Raw genomic sequence first — 16,678 nt, 5'->3', positions numbered from 1 at the left:
CCCCCTTCGAAGGGACCCCACAGAGGCTAGGACGATGAGTACCCGACTGATCCACCGCCCGGCGCGGACCACCCGCCCGCCGGCCGCATCCGAGCCGCGCACCATAGAGGCGCCGCCCAACCTGCCCGAGGGCAGGGCGGGTTCCGTCGCCACCTCGCTGCTGCCCGTCGCCGGCGTGATGTCGTCCGTCGTGATGATGACGGTCGTGCGCAACAGCCAGTTCGCGGGGCTCGGCGCGATCATCCTCGTCGTCACCCTGGTCGGCTCCCTCGCCCTGGTCTTCTCCCAGCGCGGCAAGGCCCAGCGCACCCGCCGCACCCAGCGCGAGGCCTACCTCGCCTACCTGGAGGACCTGCGCGAGGAACTCTCCGCGGAGGAGCGCCGGCGCGGGGAGACCGCCCAGGTGCTCAACCCGCAGCCGGACGCCCTGTACGACATCGTCCGCGACCCCGCCCGGCTGTGGGAACGCCGCCGCCTGGACGGCGACTTCCTGCGGGTGCGGGCCGGCACCGGTGAGATGCCGGTGCGGGACCTGAAGGTCGGCCAGCAGGGCTCGTCCGTGCTGACCCCGCCGGACCGGTTCATGCTGAACGAGGCGTCCGCGCTGATGGCCCGCTTCCGCACCGGCACCGACCTCCCGCTCACCGTCCCGCTCGACCGCGTCGGCAACATCAGCGTCATCGGACGGCGCGAGGACACCCTCCGGATCGCCCGCGCGCTGATCGTCCAGACCGCCGCCCTGCACGCCCCGGACGACGTGGCGCTCGCGCTCGCCGCCCCCGGCGACCGGATCGCCGACTGGGAGTGGGCCAAGTGGCTGCCCCACCTGCTCGACCCCGAGCAGTTCGACGGCCCCGTCGCCGCCCGCCGCATCGCGCCCTCCGTGCCCCAGCTGGCCCGGCAGATCGGCCCCGAACTGCGCCGCCGCGCCTCCTACGCGGCCGAGGTGCGCCGCGGGCTGTCCGGCAAGGACGCCCTCGCGATGACCTCCCGGCTGCTCGTCGTCGCCGACGCGCACGGCGACGACGCCGTCGACCTGCCCCGCCCCGACGACGCGGTCGGCCTGCGGGAGATGGGCGTCACGGTCCTGCACCTGCTCGACGAACGGGTGCGGGAACCGGGCAGCGTCGGCGTACGCATCACCGTCGACGGCGAGCGGATCGACGTCGAGGACCTGCGCGAGGACGAGCCGATCGGCGCCCACGGCACCGTCGACGAGGTCGGCGTCCCCTTCGCCGAGGGCCTCGCCCGGATGCTCGCCCCGCTGCGGCTGTCCGCCGACTCGATGGCCGCGGACGCCCCGCTCAGCGGCCCGGTCGACTTCGCCGAACTCCTCGGCATCGACGACGTCGCCGACCTCGACCTCGGCCGGCTGTGGGCGCCGCGCGGCGAGCGGGCCTTCCTGCGCGTGCCCATCGGCGTCAGCGACTCCCACGAGCCCGTCCTGCTCGACCTGAAGGAGTCCTCCGAGCTGGGCATGGGGCCGCACGGCCTGTGCGTCGGCGCGACCGGCTCCGGCAAGTCCGAGCTGCTGCGCACCCTCGTCCTCGCCCTGGTCGCCACCCACCCGCCGGAGGACCTCGCCATGGTCCTCGTCGACTACAAGGGCGGCGCCACCTTCGCCCCCTTCGCCGACCTGCCGCACGTGGCCGGCGTCATCACCAACCTGGAGAACCAGGCCGGCCTGGTCGAACGCGTCCACGCCTCGCTGGCCGGCGAGGTCAAGCGCCGCCAGCAGGTCCTCAAGGAGGCCGGCAACGTCGCCGACATCGGCCACTACGCCGCCCTGCGCGCCGAGAAGCGCCCCGACCTGGAGCCCCTGCCCCACCTCTTCGTCGTCATCGACGAGTTCGGCGAACTCCTCACCGCCAAGCCGGACTTCATCGACCTGTTCCTGTCCATCGGCCGCATCGGCCGCTCCATCGGCGTGCACCTGCTGCTGTCCAGCCAGCGCATCGAGGGCGGCAAGCTCAAGGGCCTGGACACCTACCTGTCGTACCGGCTCGGCCTGCGCACCTTCTCCGCCGACGAGTCCCGCACCGTCCTCGACACCACCGACGCCTTCCACCTGCCGCCGCTGCCCGGCTTCGGCTACCTCAAGGTCGACACCAGCCACTACGAGCGGTTCAAGGCCGGATACGTCTCCGGCGCCTACCGCGGACCCGTGCGGCGCGAGGAGGAGGACACCGGGCCGCTCGCCCTGGAGTTCGAGGCGTACAACACCCTCGGCCAGGAGGAGAGCGCCACGGCGCCCGCGGAGCCGCAGATGCGGCGCCGGGAGACCGGACCCACCGAGATGGGCGTCATGGTCGGCCAGATCGAGGACGCCGGCGCCCGCCCCGTCCGCCAGATCTGGCTGCCCCCGCTGCCCGACGCGGTCGCCCTCGACAAGGTCGCCGGTCCGCTGGAGGTCGGCGCGCGCGGCACGCAGCTCACCCGGCGCAGCGGGCCGCTCCGGGTGCCCCTGGGCATCCTCGACGACCCCACCAAGCAGTGGCAGGGCCTGTGGTATCTGGACCTCACGGTCGCGGGCGGCCACGCGGCGGTCATCGGCGGCCCCCAGTCCGGCAAGACGACCCTGCTGCGCACCCTCGCGCTCTCCCTGGCGCTGACGCACACCCCGCAGGAGGTCGGCGTCTACGGCCTCGACCTGGTCGGCGGCGGCCTCCAGGCGCTGTCCGGGCTGCCGCACGTCGGCGGGGTCGCCGGCCGCGCCGACCGGGAGCGCGCCGCCCGCACCATCGACTCCGTACGCGGCATGCTCGACCAGCGCGAGGAACTGTTCCGCGTCCACAACATCGACTCCCTGGAGCAGCTGCGCACCCTGCGGGCGGCGGGCCGCCTGCCCGAGCTGGCCTCCACCGAGATCGTGCTGCTGATCGACGGCTTCGGCGCCCTGCGCGACGACTTCGAGGAACTCGACGACGCGGTCGTCGACATCCTCAAGCGCGGCAGCGGCTACGGCATCCACGTCGTCGCCGGCATGCTGCGCTGGAACGACGTGCGCATCGCCACCCAGTCCCAGTTCGGCACCCGGGTGGAGCTGCGCCTGAACGACGCGAGCGAGTCCAGCATCGACCGCAAGCTCGCCGAGACCCTCGCGCCCGAGGAGAAGGGCCGCGTCCTCACCGACGGCAAGCTCTTCGCCCAGGTCGCCCTGCCCCGCACGGACGGCCGGGCCGACACCGCGGACCTCGGCGCGGTCCTGGAGCGCACCGCCCGGACCGTCCGCGCCACCTGGACCGGCGAGGTCGCCCAGCCCGTACGGGTCCTCCCGCACGTCCTGGAGCCGCACCTCCTGCCGGGCCCCTCGGCCGAACCGCGCCGGGTGCCGATCGGGCTGGACCAGACGAAGCTCGCGCCGGTCCTGCTCGACCTGTTCCACCACGACCAGCACCTGCTGATCATGGGCGACAGCGAGTGCGGCAAGACCAACCTGCTGACGGCGATCGCCCAGGGCCTGATGGAGCGCTACCGCGACGACGAGCTGGTCTTCGGCGTCATGGACCCGCGGCGCGGCCTGCGCGGCGTCATCCCGGAGGAGTACCGGGGCGGCTACGCCTACAACGCCAAGCTGAGCGGCGCCCTCGCCACGGGCATCGCCACCGAGCTGGAGAAGCGGATGCCCGACGACGCCGAGGGCGCCGAGCTGGAGCCCGGCAGCTTCTCCGGCCCGCGCATCGTGATCCTCGTCGACGACTACGACGTCCTCACCACCGCCGGCCAGCAGCCGCTCGCGCCGTTCGTGCCGTACCTCCCCTCGGCCCAGGACATCGGTCTGCACTTCGTCCTCACCCGGCGTGTCGCCGGCGCCTCCCGCGGCCTGTACGAGCCGCTGATGATGGGCCTGCGCGAGTCCGGCGCCGCGGCGCTGGTGATGGCCGGCGACCGCAGCGAGGGCCAGCTCTTCTCCGGCGTGTACGCCTCCCAGCAGCCGCCCGGCCGGGGCGTGCTGGTCCGCAGGGGCGAGCCGAACCGGCTGATCCAGACCGTCTACGCGGGCACGAGGTGAACCCATGACCGAACCCATGACGAAGGACGTCGTCGTGCTCACGAAGAAGACGAACCCATGACGAAGGACGTCGTCGCGCTCACGAGGAAGATGCCCGACCCGCTCAGCGTCATCGCGGGCCTGCTCTCCGGCGGCCCGGACAAACTGGTCGGCGCGGAGGCGGACGGCGCGCTGGTGCGGCTGCACGACGAACAGGGCCGCCCGCTGCTCTCCGTCGAGGCCCCCCTGCTCGTCCAGGTCCGGGGAGAGGCGGCGCGGCTGCTCGGCGCGGACGAGCCGGAGGTCCCCTACTGGTGGACCGAGGCCCGCGCCACCACCGGCGTGAAGGAGGCCGAGGCGCTCGCCGGGACCTTCGCGGCCCGGCTCGCCACGCTGGTCGGCGGCACCGCCTGGCCGCGGGCGGCCGCGACGTCGCTCGCCGTGGTGAACACGGAGGGGATGACGGCCGTGCCGGTGCCGGCCGCCGCCCAGCCCGCCGTCGACGTGCTCACCGACAAGGTCGCCGTGGTGATCCAGGACCGCCCGGTGGTCGCGATGACCGCCTGGCTCGCCGACGCGTTCCGGGCCGCCGCGAACGCCCGGCTGGGACTCCAGATCGTCACACCGGCCGGCACCCGGCTCTCCCCGACGGTGCGGGGCGCACTGCCGGGCTGGCCCTCGCGCTGGGTGGTGCAGGACGAGGAGTGCGGCTACTACGACGGGCTGTCCGGCGCCGTCCTGCGGTGGAGCGACGGCCTGTTCATGCCCGTCGGGTCGCCGGAGGCGACCCCCGGGGACCCGCGCACCCCCGTCGCCGGGACCTTCGGCGGGCAGATCGCGGACACCGGGGAGCGCCAGCTGGCGATCTCCTTCCGCTGCGTCCACCCCGCCGACGACCGGCTGGTCCTCGGCGGCGCCGTGGAGTCGGTCTGGCGGGAGATCACCGGCGAGCCGCCGGCCGGCTGGGGCACCGAGGAACCCGCCAACCTGCCCTGGTCGCTGCGCCAGCTCACCGACGTGGCCTTCGAGCGGGCGCCGGACCCGACCTGGGTCGTGGTCGTCGGCGCACCGGAGCGCCCGGGCCTGGCGACGGTCCGGATCACCCGTACGGAGGCTGGCGTCGAGGAGGACGTCACGCTGGCCTTCGGGTACGGCCCCGGAGAGGAGGGCCCGACGGACGCGATCGTCCGGGCGGCGGAGACGCTGGCGGTCCGCCACCACCTCCAGTCGATGCTGGTCCAGGTCCGCAGGGCCCGCCGCGACCTGTCGGTGCCGCCGCGCTTCGAGGGCCCGGGAGTGCCGTACGCGTTCGTGCTGGGCGCGGAGGAGGTCCGCGGGGTGCCGGGCGACCGGGCGAGGCGCACCCCGCTCGGCCATCCGCCGCGCGAGCTGGGTCCGAGGACGCGCCCGGCCCTCTACTACCAGCTCCCGGGCGACCCGTCCGACCTGTCGGCCTGGCAGGACTTCGAACGCCTCATGCGGCACCTGAAGGGCAGCCCCGCCTGACGGCCGCGGGGAGCCGCGCACCGGCGGCACCCGGCAGGCCGGTTCCCCGCCGCCCGCCCGCCGGCGCGCGCTCCCCGCACCCGCTCAGGCCGACACCTTCTCCTTCTCCGGCTCCCGCTCCCGCTCCGGCTCCCGCTCCCGCGCGACCCGTACGGGATCCGTCCGGAAGGCCCAGTCCATCCGCGGCTCCATCACACAGCGGAACACCCGCCGCACGGGCCCGGTGCACAGCAGGGTGACGGCCACGGCGACCACGGCGCTGACGGCGATCTCGCCGAGCGGCTGGTGCAGGGCGGGGTGGTCGAACCAGCCCCGGTAGTCGGCGCCCTTGAGCAGGAAGCCGTGCAGCAGATAGCCGTAGAGGGTGCCCGCGCCGAGCGCGGTGAACCACATCGTGCGGCCCGGCACCCAGGACAGGAAGCACGCGGTCAGCAGCAGGGAGCAGCCGAACAGGGCGAGCTGCATGACGGGCCCGACCCACCACGGGGCGCCCAGTTCCTGAGCGGAGTCGCGGTGGTAGAACCAGGCGGTGTTCATCCGTGCCACCGCCCACCAGGAGAACGCCAGCGCGCCGGCGAAGACCGGAACGGCCGCGATCCGCACCGAGCGCCGGCGCACCAGCCGGAAGTGCTCCGGCTTCAGCGTCAGGCCCAGCACGAAGAACGGCAGGAACTGCAGGACGCGCTGGAGGTCGAGGTCGTCACCGATGGCCGGGGTGACGGACGCCAGCATGGCGATGCCCAGCGCGAGGGGCAGCGGATGGCGGACCAGCTTCCACAGGGGGGTGGTCAGACGCCAGATGAACAGCGCGCACAGGAACCAGGTCAGGAAATACGGGTCCAGGAGGCTGATGTCCTGCGGGGTGCCGGCGACGTACCTCTTGAACAGCGGGTACGCCGTCTCGAAGACGACGTACGGCACGACGACACCGGTGACCAGCCGCTTCAGCTTGCCGGGGCTCCCGTCGAAACCGCGGGAGAAGAAACCGGAGACGACGATGAACGCCGGCATGTGGAACGCGTACACCAGCATGTACGCGGCCTGGAGCACCCGGCTGTCGCCCTTCAGCGGTTCCCAGGCGTGCGCGACGGCCACCAGCACGATCGCCAGGTACTTGGCGTTGTCGAAGAACGCGTCACGCTGCTTGGCCCGTCTGTCGGGGGACCGGTGCTGCTGATCTTTCTGGCTCCCCGGGGAGCGCGGACTCGGCACGAGAGACGAAGCGGCGTGGAACATCTGAGGCACCCTAGCGTTGTCCATGGCAATACGTACAACGTGCCACGTCATCGCGATGTCATTCCTCAATTCGACGGTGATGACGCTCTCTTCACGCCCCGGATGTCGCGATTCATCCCGACTAAAAGGTGCATAACGCCGGTTGTGGGGGTGTTGTGGGTACTCCCGTGCCCGTAATTCGAATTCCCTGCGCGGCTGTTGTGGAATTCCGTCGGGAGGGTGTCGTCGAATTGTTGTGCGGAGCGGATCCGGAGGTGCCCGTCGCCGCCCGGGCGGGAGGAGTTGACGTCACGGATGTCTCACCGGCCGCATGAGGAGGCCGGGTTGGTGGCACGATGGTCTCTGGCGGGGGCGCGCGGGGTTGCGCCCCCGGGCCGGGAGAGCGGACCGATCGAGGGTGTGATCAGTTGTGGCCATTTCACTGTCAGTGGTGCTGCTGTTGGCGATCGTCCTGGTCGTGCTGATCCGGGGCGGGTCGATCAAGGCCGGACCCGCCGTCGTCGCGATCCTCTTCGGCTTCTTCCTCGCCTCGACCGGCATGGCCCCGTCGATCAACCGCTTCCTCGACTCCCTCGCGGAAACGATCAACTCGATCAGCTTCTGAGGCGGAGCGGCCCGCGCGCCGGCGCATCCGGCCGACCGGAGATCACACCCGAGACCGGCCGAAGGCCCACCCAACCGGCCGAACACGGCCCCGGCCGGCCGTGAGAACGATCAGCGCCAGGCGGATAAAACGAATCAGGGCCAGGCGGAGAGAACGAATCAGGGCCAGGCCGGAGGAGTGCACCTCCGGCCTGGCCCTGAGCCGTACAGAGCGGGCGACGGGAATCGAACCCGCGTAGCCAGTTTGGAAGACTGGGGCTCTACCATTGAGCTACGCCCGCACAGGACGCGCCGCAGATCGCAGGACCGCGGCACTGGAGGCATCGTAGCGGGTCGGCCCGCCCCGCCGCACACCCCCCGTGTCCGGGCCGCGCCGCCGGCCGTTCCGCCGGCTGTCCGGCGGGCCGGCGAATGCGGCGGTCCCGCGGCCTGCGGGCATGTACCCTACGTGTCGCACCAGACGGGGTGTGGCGCAGCTTGGTAGCGCGTCCGCTTTGGGAGCGGAAGGCCGTGGGTTCAAATCCCGCCACCCCGACCACCTGCGCGATCATGCCGGGAGCCTCGCCGGAGATCGTCTTTTGGGCGGCCCAGCTGCTGCGGTTACTATGCAAGCTGCGCGCCCGTGTGTCCCGGCCCACTCGGCCTACGAACTCTCCCGGGCGTCTCATCGCCGGACCTGTCTGGCTCCGGCGAAAACCAAGAAGTCAGCCACAAGGAGACCGAACCGTGAAGAGCGCCGTGGAGACCCTGAACCCGACTCGGGTTCGGCTCACTGTCGAGGTGCCCTTCGAGGAGCTCAAGGACAGCCTCGACGCGGCGTACAAGAAGATCAACCAGCAGGTCACGGTGAAGGGCTTCCGCAAGGGCAAGATCCCCGCCCGGGTGATCGACCAGCGGTTCGGCCGTGGTGCCGTGCTGGAGGAGGCCGTCAACGACGCGCTGCCGAAGTTCTACACGGAGGCGGTCAACGAGGCCGAGATCGACGTCCTCGGCCAGCCCGAGGTCGACATCACCGAGCTGAAGGACGGCGAGACGCTGAACTTCACCGCCGAGGTCGACGTCCGTCCCGCCCTGGAGCTCCCCGAGGACTTCTCCTCCATCGAGGTCGAGGTCGACGCCGTCGAGGTGACGGACGAGGACGTCGAGAAGTCGGTCGAGCAGCTCCGCGAGCGCTTCGCCTCGACCTCCCCGGTCGAGCGCGCCGCCGAGGACGGCGACGTCGTCACCGTCGACCTGGAGGCCAAGGTCGACGGCGAGGTCCTCGAGGACGGCGTCGCGAGCGGCGTCTCGTACACCATCGGCTCCGGCGAGCTCCTCGAGGGCATCGACGACGCCGTGAAGGGCCTGGAGGCCGGTGGCGAGGCCACCTTCACCTCCGAGCTCAAGGGCGGCTCCGCGGCCGGCAAGGAGGCCGAGGTCACCGTCAAGGTCTCCCAGGTCGCCGCCCGCGAACTGCCCGAGCTGGACGACGACTTCGCGCAGCTCGCCTCCGAGTTCGACACCCTCGAGGAGCTGAAGGCGGACAGCCGCAAGCGCCTCGCGAACATGAAGCAGTACGACCAGGCCACGCAGGCCCAGGAGCGCGTCCTGGAGAAGCTGCTGGAGCTCGTCGAGGTGCCCGTCCCCGAGAAGCTGCTCGAGGACGAGGTCAACACCCGCAAGCACAACCTGGAGCACCACCAGCTCGGCCAGATGGGCCTGACCCTCGACAAGTACCTGGAGATCCAGGGCAAGACCGCCGAGGAGTTCGAGACCGAGACCCGCGACGCCGCGGTCAAGGGCATCAAGACCCAGTTCGTCCTGGACGAGCTCGTCAAGCGCGAGAAGCTCAACGTCAACCAGGAGGAGCTCACCGAGCACCTCATGCGCCGCGCCGCCTCCTCCGGCATGTCCCCCGACCAGTTCGCCCAGGCGGTCGTCGAGGGCGGCCAGGTCCCGCTCCTGGTCGGCGAGGTCGCCCGCGGCAAGGCCCTGGCCTCGGTCGTCGAGTCCGCCACGGTCAAGGACACCAACGGCGAGGTCATCGACCTGAGCGACGAGGAGGAGGAGACCTCCACCGAGGAGGCCGCCGCCGAGGACGCCGCCGCCGAGGCGAAGACCGAGGACGAGGCCAACGGCGAGGGCGACGAGAAGGCCGACGCCTGATCACCGCGTCCCCGCTGACGTAGGCAAGAGGGGCCCTGGGGCACATCAGCTCCGGGGCCTCTCGCCGTACGCCGGGAGCGGCCCGCCCGGGGGGCGCGGGGCCGTACCGGGGTGCGGCTCCGCCGCGTGTGCGCGACAAGCCGCGCCGCCCCCCCGGCCGACGACCGCCACAGCCCCCTGGCCAAGCCGCGCCGGCCCCCGGGCCCGATGACCGCCACAGCCCCCTGGCCAAGCCGCGCCGGCCCCCCGGCCCGACGACCGCCACAGCCCCCCGGCCGAACCGCACCGGCCCCCCGGCGGAGCCCACCGCTACGCCCCCGGCGAACACTCCACTCTCCGGGATTCTCCGAAGGGACCCGCGCGTTAGGGTCCATGAATACGCGGGCAGGGGAGTCGCCGAACCGCCGGACGGCCCCACGCCCCGGCAGAACACGTGAGACGGCCCGGCGCCGTCGTAAGACGAGCAGGTGGATACGTGACGAATCTGATGCCCTCCGCCGCCGGCGAGCCTTCCATCGGTGGTGGCCTCGGTGACCAGGTCTACAACCGGCTGCTCAACGAGCGGATCATCTTCCTCGGCCAGCCGGTCGACGACGACATCGCGAACAAGATCACCGCACAGCTGCTGCTCCTTGCCGCCGACCCGGACAAGGACATCTACCTGTACATCAACAGCCCCGGCGGTTCGATCACGGCCGGCATGGCGATCTACGACACGATGCAGTTCATCAAGAACGACGTGGTGACCATCGCCATGGGCCTCGCGGCCTCCATGGGTCAGTTCCTGCTCAGCGCGGGCACCCCCGGCAAGCGCTTCGCGCTGCCGAACGCCGAGATCCTGATCCACCAGCCCTCCGCCGGTCTGGCCGGCTCGGCCTCGGACATCAAGATCCACGCCGAGCGGCTGCTCCACACCAAGCGGCGCATGGCCGAGCTCACGGCCCAGCACACGGGCCAGACGATCGAGCAGATCACCCGCGACTCGGACCGCGACCGCTGGTTCGACGCCTTCGAGGCCAAGGAGTACGGCCTCATCGACGACGTGATCCCCACGGCCGCCGGCATGCCGGGCGGCGGCGGTACCGGGGCGGCCTAGCAGGGCCCGTCACGGCCTCGGGGCCCCGTGCGCTCCCCGGCGGGAGCACACGGCGCACACAAGGCCGTCAGCGCCCTCTCCAGCCCCTCCAGCCCACCGCCCGGCCCCTCTCCAGGAGACACAGTGAACGACTTCCCCGGCAGCGGCCCGTACGACCGCCCCCGCGCCGAGTACACCGGCCCCACGGCCGAGTCCCGCTACGTCATCCCGCGCTTCGTCGAGCGCACCTCCCAGGGCATCCGCGAGTACGACCCGTACGCGAAGCTCTTCGAGGAGCGGGTGATCTTCCTGGGCGTCCAGATCGACGACGCCTCCGCCAACGACGTCATGGCGCAGCTGCTGTGCCTGGAGTCGATGGACCCCGACCGGGACATCTCGGTCTACATCAACAGCCCCGGCGGCTCCTTCACGGCGCTGACGGCGATCTACGACACGATGCAGTTCGTGAAGCCGGACATCCAGACGGTCTGCATGGGGCAGGCGGCCTCCGCCGCCGCCGTCCTGCTGGCCGCCGGTACGCCCGGCAAGCGCATGGCGCTGCCGAACGCCCGCGTGCTGATCCACCAGCCGTACAGCGAGACCGGCCGCGGCCAGGTCTCCGACCTGGAGATCGCCGCGAACGAGATCCTGCGGATGCGCTCGCAGCTGGAGGAGATGCTGGCCAAGCACTCCACCACGCCGATCGAGAAGATCCGCGAGGACATCGAGCGCGACAAGATCCTCACGGCCGAGGACGCGCTGTCGTACGGGCTGATCGACCAGATCATCTCGACCCGGAAGATGAACAACACCAACCTGCGCTAGCGCGCCAGGGGGAGTATCGTCTGCCGCCCCTTGGCACGGTGGGGCACGGTCCGCGTTCAAGCGGGGACCCGAACCGCGCCAAGGGGGGCCCGAATGGGGGGCCCGGCAAGGTACCGTCGACATAAGGCAGCACCAGGAGCCGCTGGACTCTTAGCGTCCAGGCGTCTCCCAGGCGAAGGGGAAGCACACCGTGGCACGCATCGGTGACGGCGGCGATCTGCTCAAGTGCTCGTTCTGCGGCAAGAGCCAGAAGCAGGTCAAGAAGCTCATCGCAGGGCCCGGTGTGTACATCTGCGACGAGTGCATCGATCTCTGCAACGAGATCATCGAGGAAGAACTCGCGGAGACGAGCGAGGTCCGCTGGGAGGAACTCCCGAAGCCGCGCGAGATCTACGAGTTCCTCGAGGGCTACGTGGTCGGCCAGGAGGCCGCCAAGAAGGCCCTGTCGGTCGCGGTGTACAACCACTACAAGCGGGTCCAGGCCGGTGAGAACGGCGGCGCGCAGAACCGCGAGGACGCCATCGAGCTGGCGAAGTCGAACATCCTGCTGCTGGGTCCCACGGGCTCCGGCAAGACCCTCCTCGCGCAGACGCTGGCCCGCATGCTGAACGTCCCGTTCGCGATCGCCGACGCCACGGCGCTCACCGAGGCGGGGTACGTCGGCGAGGACGTCGAGAACATCCTGCTGAAGCTGATCCAGGCCGCCGACTACGACGTCAAGAAGGCGGAGACCGGGATCATCTACATCGACGAGATCGACAAGGTCGCGCGGAAGAGTGAAAACCCCTCCATCACCCGCGACGTGTCGGGCGAGGGCGTCCAGCAGGCCCTGCTGAAGATCCTGGAGGGCACGACCGCCTCCGTCCCGCCGCAGGGCGGCCGCAAACACCCCCACCAGGAGTTCATCCAGATCGACACGACGAACGTGCTGTTCATCGTGGGCGGTGCCTTCTCGGGCCTGGAGAAGATCATCGAGTCCCGGGCCGGCGCCAAGGGCATCGGCTTCGGCGCGACGATCCGCTCCAAGCGGGAGCTGGAGGCCAAGGACCAGTTCGAGGACGTCATGCCCGAGGACCTGGTCAAGTTCGGCATGATCCCCGAGTTCATCGGCCGTCTGCCCGTGATCACCTCGGTCCACAACCTGGACCGCGAGGCCCTGCTCCAGATCCTGGTCGAGCCGCGCAACGCGCTCGTCAAGCAGTACCAGCGCCTCTTCGAACTCGACGGGGTGGAACTGGACTTCGAGCGCGAGGCCCTCGAGGCCATCGCCGACCAGGCGATCCTCCGCCAGACCGGCGCCCGCGGCCTGCGCGCCATCATGGAGGAGGTCCTGATGTCGGTGATGTACGAGGTCCCGTCCCGCAAGGACGTCGCCCGCGTCGTCATCACGGCGGACGTCGTCCACTCCAACGTCAACCCGACCCTGATCCCCCGCGACGCGCGGGGCGGCCGGGGCTCGGGGGAGCAGAAGACGGCGTAACCTGCCACCCGCGACACGACGAAGGGGCCCCGGTCGACCGACCGGGGCCCCTTCGCGTGCGACGGGCGGCGTCAGAGTGCGACGCGGGCCTCCTTGCGCACGTCGGCCGCGATCTCGGCGGACTCGTCGAGCGAGTAGGTCTTGGCGCCCGCGGTCGGCTCGACCACGCCCATGGTGCTGTAGTCGGCCCAGATGCACATGTAGGTGGTCTGGGTCTTCTCGGTGAGCGCGTCCTCGCTCTCCGCCTTCTGGCACCTCATCACGGCGCCGTCCAGGTTGTCGGGCTCGACGGTCTCGGCCTCGCCGATCAGCGTCACGTCGTCGTCCGACTCCGCCTTCATCTGCGAGAAGGTGATGTCGAGGGCCTTCTCGGGATCCTCGATCGTGCCGTAGACACCGAAGAAGGTGACGTTCTCGGCGGTCTCGGTCTTCGCCACGTCGGACGGGTCGGTGGTGTCGAGGGAGGTCAGGTCGATCGTCGAGTAGATCGCGCCGATCGACGTGGCGTCGCTGACGCCGGCCTTGGCGAGGTCCTTCTCGTCGCTCTCGCTCGCCTCCTCCTCCGCCGAGTCGCCCATCCGCTGGTACTTGTCGGACAGCAGGGAGGCCGGCGCGGTCAGCTTGTGCGGGCCGTCGTCCTCCAGGCCGCCGGCACCCCCGCCGCCGCCGAGCACGAAGTAGGCGCCCACACCGATCGCCGCCACCACCGCGACCGCGCCGATCACCAGGCCGGCCTTCTTCTTGCCGCCGCCCGGCGCCGGCGGCTGCGGGACGCCGTAGGGGGCCTGGCCGTACGGGGGCTGCTGGCCGTAGGGGGGCTGGCCGCCGTAGGGCGGGGTGGGCGGCTGCTGGCCGTACGGGCCCGGCTGCTGGGGCTGCTGGCCGTAGGGCGGGGTCTGGGGCGGAACACCCTGAGGGGGCTGCTGGGGGTAGCCGTAGCCGGGCTGGGGGGCCGGCGGCTGCTGGCCGTACGGACCCGGCTGGCCGTACGGGCCGGGCTGCTGAGGCTGCTGCCCGCCGTACGGGCCCGGCTGGTTGTAGCTCATTCCTGGGTTCCCCTCCAGAAGCTTATGTGTTTTTCACATCCTGGCTCACAGCCTGTGGGGCCCCTGCGCCGGGGGCCCCACCGTTACAGAACAAACGCGTTTCGGGACGGCGTCGTGACACCTCTAAACTGAGCCCGTGACCGACAACGCTCAGCAGCAGCCACCCGCGCCCACGACCGAACTGCCGACCCAGTACGCGCCGGCCGAGGTAGAGGGGACGCTGTACGAGCGCTGGGTGGAACGGGGTTACTTCGCCGCCGACGCGAGCAGTGACAAGCCCGCGTACACCATCGTCATCCCGCCGCCGAACGTCACCGGCTCGCTCCACCTGGGCCACGCCTTCCAGCACACCCTCATGGACGCCCTCACGCGCCGCAAGCGCATGCAGGGCTACGAGGCGCTGTGGCTGCCCGGCATGGACCACGCCGGCATCGCCACCCAGAACAAGGTCGAGCAGCAGCTCGCCGAGGAGGGCAAGTCCCGCCACGACCTGGGCCGCGAGGCGTTCGTCGAGCGCGTCTGGCAGTGGAAGGAGGAGTACGGCGGCAGGATCCTCGGCCAGATGCGGCGCCTCGGTGACGGCGTCGACTGGAGCCGCGAGCGGTTCACCATGGACGAGGGCCTGTCCAAGGCCGTCGGCACCATCTTCAAGAAGCTCTACGAGGACGAGCTGATCTACCGCGCCGAGCGCATCATCAACTGGTGCCCGCGCTGTCTGACCGCCATCTCCGACATCGAGGTGGAGTACCAGGAGGACGCCGGCGAGCTGGTCTCCATCCGGTACGGCGAGGGCGAGGACTCCCTGGTCGTCGCCACCACCCGCGCCGAGACGATGCTCGGTGACACGGCCGTCGCCGTCCACCCCGACGACGAGCGCTACCGGCACCTGGTCGGCCGGCAGATCAAGCTCCCGCTGACCGACCGGACCATCCCGGTCGTCGCCGACGAGCACGTCGACCCCGAGTTCGGCACCGGCGCCGTCAAGGTCACCCCGGCCCACGACCCGAACGACTTCGCGATCGGCCGGCGCCACGGCCTGCCCGCCATGACGATCATGGACGAGCACGGCGTCATCACCGTCCACGGCCCCTTCGTCGGCCTGGACCGCTTCGAGGCCCGCTCGGCGGTCGTCGGCGCGCTCCGGGAGCAGGGCCGGATCGTCGCCGAGAAGCGCCCCTACATGCACTCCGTGGGCCACTGCTCGCGCTGCAAGACCACGGTCGAGCCGCGGCTGTCCATGCAGTGGTGGGTCAAGGTCGGCCCGCTCGCGCAGGCCGCCGGTGACGCGGTCCGCGACGGCCGGGTCAAGATCCACCCCGAGGAGATGTCGAAGCGCTACTTCGACTGGGTCGACAACATGCACGACTGGTGCATCTCGCGCCAGCTGTGGTGGGGCCACCGCATCCCGATCTGGTACGGCCCCGACGGTGAGGTCGTCTGCGTCGGCCCCGACGAGGAGCCGCCGGCCGGCGAGGGCTGGACCCAGGAGTCCGACGTCCTCGACACCTGGTTCTCCTCCGGCCTGTGGCCCTTCTCCACGCTCGGCTGGCCGGAGAAGACCCCGGACCTGGCGAAGTTCTACCCGACCGACGTCCTGCTCACCGGCCACGACATCATCTTCTTCTGGGTCGCCCGGATGATGATGTTCGGCCTGTACGCGATGGACGGCGAGGTCCCCTTCCACACCATCGCCCTCACCGGCCTGGTCCGGGACGAGTTCGGCAAGAAGATGTCGAAGTCCTTCGGCAACGTCGTCGACCCGCTCGACTGGATGGACAAGTACGGCTCCGACGCCGTCCGCTTCACCCTGGCCCGGGGCGCCAACCCCGGCGCCGACGTGCCGATCGGCGAGGACTGGGTCCAGGCGTCCCGGAACTTCGCCAACAAGATCTGGAACGCCACGCGCTTCGCGATGATGAACGGCGCCACGATCGAGGGCGACCTGCCGCCGGCCGAGGAGCTGTCGCCGACCGACCGCTGGATCCTGTCGCGGCTGAACGAGACCGTGGCGCAGGTCGACGCCTACTACGAGGACTACCAGTTCGCCAAGCTCAGCGAGGCGCTCTACCACTTCGCGTGGGACGAGGTCTTCGACTGGTACGTCGAGCTGACCAAGACCACGTTCCTCGCGGGCGGCGAGCCGGCGAAGGTCACCGGCCGGGTCCTCGGCGAGGTCCTCGACGTGCTGCTGCGTCTGCTCCACCCGATCGTCCCGTTCGTCACCGACACCCTGTGGACGACCCTCACCGGCGGCGAGTCCCTGGTGGTCGCCGACTGGCCGAAGGACTCCGGTTTCCGCGACCGGGCCGCCGAGCGCGAGATCGAGACCCTCCAGTCCGTCATCACCGAGGTCCGCCGCTTCCGCGCCGACCAGGGCCTCCAGCCCGGCCAGCGGGTCCCGGCCCGCCTGGAGCTGGGCGGCACCGCGCTCGCCCCGCACGAGGCGGCCATCCGCCAGCTGCTGCGGCTCCAGCCGGAGGGCGAGGCCTTCTCGGCGACGGCGACCCTGCCGGTCGCGGGGGCCACGGTCGCGCTGGACCTGTCCGGCACGATCGACGTGGCGGCGGAGCGGAAGCGGCTGGCCAAGGACCTGGCCGCCGCCGAGAAGGAGAAGGCCCAGGCGAACGCCAAGCTCGGCAACGAGGCCTTCCTCGCCAAGGCGCCGGACCACGTCGTGGAGAAGATCCGCACGCGGCTGGCCAAGGCGGAGGAGGACATCACCCGCATCCAGGCCCAGCTGGAGCGGCTGCCGCAGGCGTGAGAGTCCCGTA

The 16,678-nt window shown here is 71.1% G+C and carries 10 protein-coding genes and 2 tRNA genes; 9 read left to right on the top strand and 3 right to left on the bottom strand.

Annotated elements, in window-relative coordinates:
- Window positions 1-34 precede the first annotated feature (34 nt).
- Together eccCa and ACFV9M_RS02160 are read left to right on the top strand one after the other, a co-directional pair.
- Window positions 35-4,012, top strand: coding sequence for a type VII secretion protein EccCa (gene eccCa, locus ACFV9M_RS02165; RefSeq protein WP_385065269.1), 3,978 nt, complete (start codon window positions 35-37; stop codon window positions 4,010-4,012).
- A gap of 57 nt (window positions 4,013-4,069) precedes the next feature.
- The gene (locus ACFV9M_RS02160) at window positions 4,070-5,497 is read left to right on the top strand and encodes a DUF6177 family protein (RefSeq protein WP_385065267.1); all 1,428 of its coding nucleotides are present in this window, start codon (window positions 4,070-4,072) and stop codon (window positions 5,495-5,497) included.
- Between the two features lie 84 nt (window positions 5,498-5,581).
- On the opposite strand, the gene ACFV9M_RS02155 is transcribed toward ACFV9M_RS02160, so the two are convergent.
- Window positions 5,582-6,733 (bottom strand): acyltransferase family protein, encoded by a 1,152-nt coding sequence (locus tag ACFV9M_RS02155; protein ID WP_385065265.1) that lies wholly within the window; start codon window positions 6,731-6,733, stop codon window positions 5,582-5,584.
- A gap of 409 nt (window positions 6,734-7,142) precedes the next feature.
- On the opposite strand from ACFV9M_RS02155, the gene ACFV9M_RS02150 reads away from it, so the two are divergent.
- Window positions 7,143-7,337: a hypothetical protein gene (locus ACFV9M_RS02150; protein ID WP_363088264.1), complete on the top strand. Its 195-nt coding sequence runs from the start codon at window positions 7,143-7,145 to the stop codon at window positions 7,335-7,337.
- A 209-nt stretch (window positions 7,338-7,546) separates the two neighbouring features.
- On the opposite strand, the gene ACFV9M_RS02145 is transcribed toward ACFV9M_RS02150, so the two are convergent.
- Window positions 7,547-7,617 (bottom strand) — tRNA-Gly (locus tag ACFV9M_RS02145).
- 180 nt (window positions 7,618-7,797) lie between these two features.
- Between ACFV9M_RS02145 and ACFV9M_RS02140 the strand changes: the two genes are divergently transcribed.
- From ACFV9M_RS02140 to clpX, 5 genes are all read left to right on the top strand, one after another.
- Window positions 7,798-7,874 (top strand) — tRNA-Pro (locus ACFV9M_RS02140).
- Between the two features lie 188 nt (window positions 7,875-8,062).
- Entirely contained in the window at window positions 8,063-9,481 is a 1,419-nt protein-coding gene (gene tig, locus ACFV9M_RS02135) for a trigger factor (protein ID WP_385065262.1), read from the top strand.
- Window positions 9,482-9,968: 487 nt separating this feature from the next.
- Complete coding sequence (locus tag ACFV9M_RS02130) at window positions 9,969-10,577, top strand: ATP-dependent Clp protease proteolytic subunit (protein ID WP_385065311.1); 609 nt, start codon at window positions 9,969-9,971, stop codon at window positions 10,575-10,577.
- Window positions 10,578-10,700: 123 nt separating this feature from the next.
- The gene (locus tag ACFV9M_RS02125; protein ID WP_385065260.1) at window positions 10,701-11,381 is read left to right on the top strand and encodes an ATP-dependent Clp protease proteolytic subunit; all 681 of its coding nucleotides are present in this window, start codon (window positions 10,701-10,703) and stop codon (window positions 11,379-11,381) included.
- 190 nt (window positions 11,382-11,571) lie between these two features.
- Window positions 11,572-12,861 carry an ATP-dependent Clp protease ATP-binding subunit ClpX gene (gene clpX, locus ACFV9M_RS02120; RefSeq protein ID WP_385065258.1) on the top strand — a complete coding sequence of 430 codons (1,290 nt, stop codon included), beginning with the start codon at window positions 11,572-11,574 and terminating at the stop codon, window positions 12,859-12,861.
- Window positions 12,862-12,932: 71 nt separating this feature from the next.
- Here clpX and ACFV9M_RS02115 read toward each other — a convergent pair whose 3' ends face one another.
- Window positions 12,933-13,907, bottom strand: coding sequence for a hypothetical protein (locus tag ACFV9M_RS02115; RefSeq protein WP_385065255.1), 975 nt, complete (start codon window positions 13,905-13,907; stop codon window positions 12,933-12,935).
- A 136-nt stretch (window positions 13,908-14,043) separates the two neighbouring features.
- On the opposite strand from ACFV9M_RS02115, the gene ACFV9M_RS02110 reads away from it, so the two are divergent.
- On the top strand, window positions 14,044-16,668 hold the full coding sequence (locus ACFV9M_RS02110; protein ID WP_385065253.1) for a valine--tRNA ligase: 2,625 nt from the start codon (window positions 14,044-14,046) through the stop codon (window positions 16,666-16,668).
- Window positions 16,669-16,678: the final 10 nt, after the last annotated feature.

Source organism: Streptomyces sp. NPDC059895, assembly GCF_042731035.1.
GTDB lineage: Bacteria > Actinomycetota > Actinomycetes > Streptomycetales > Streptomycetaceae > Streptomyces.
This window is presented reverse-complemented; position numbering and strand designations above follow the sequence as displayed.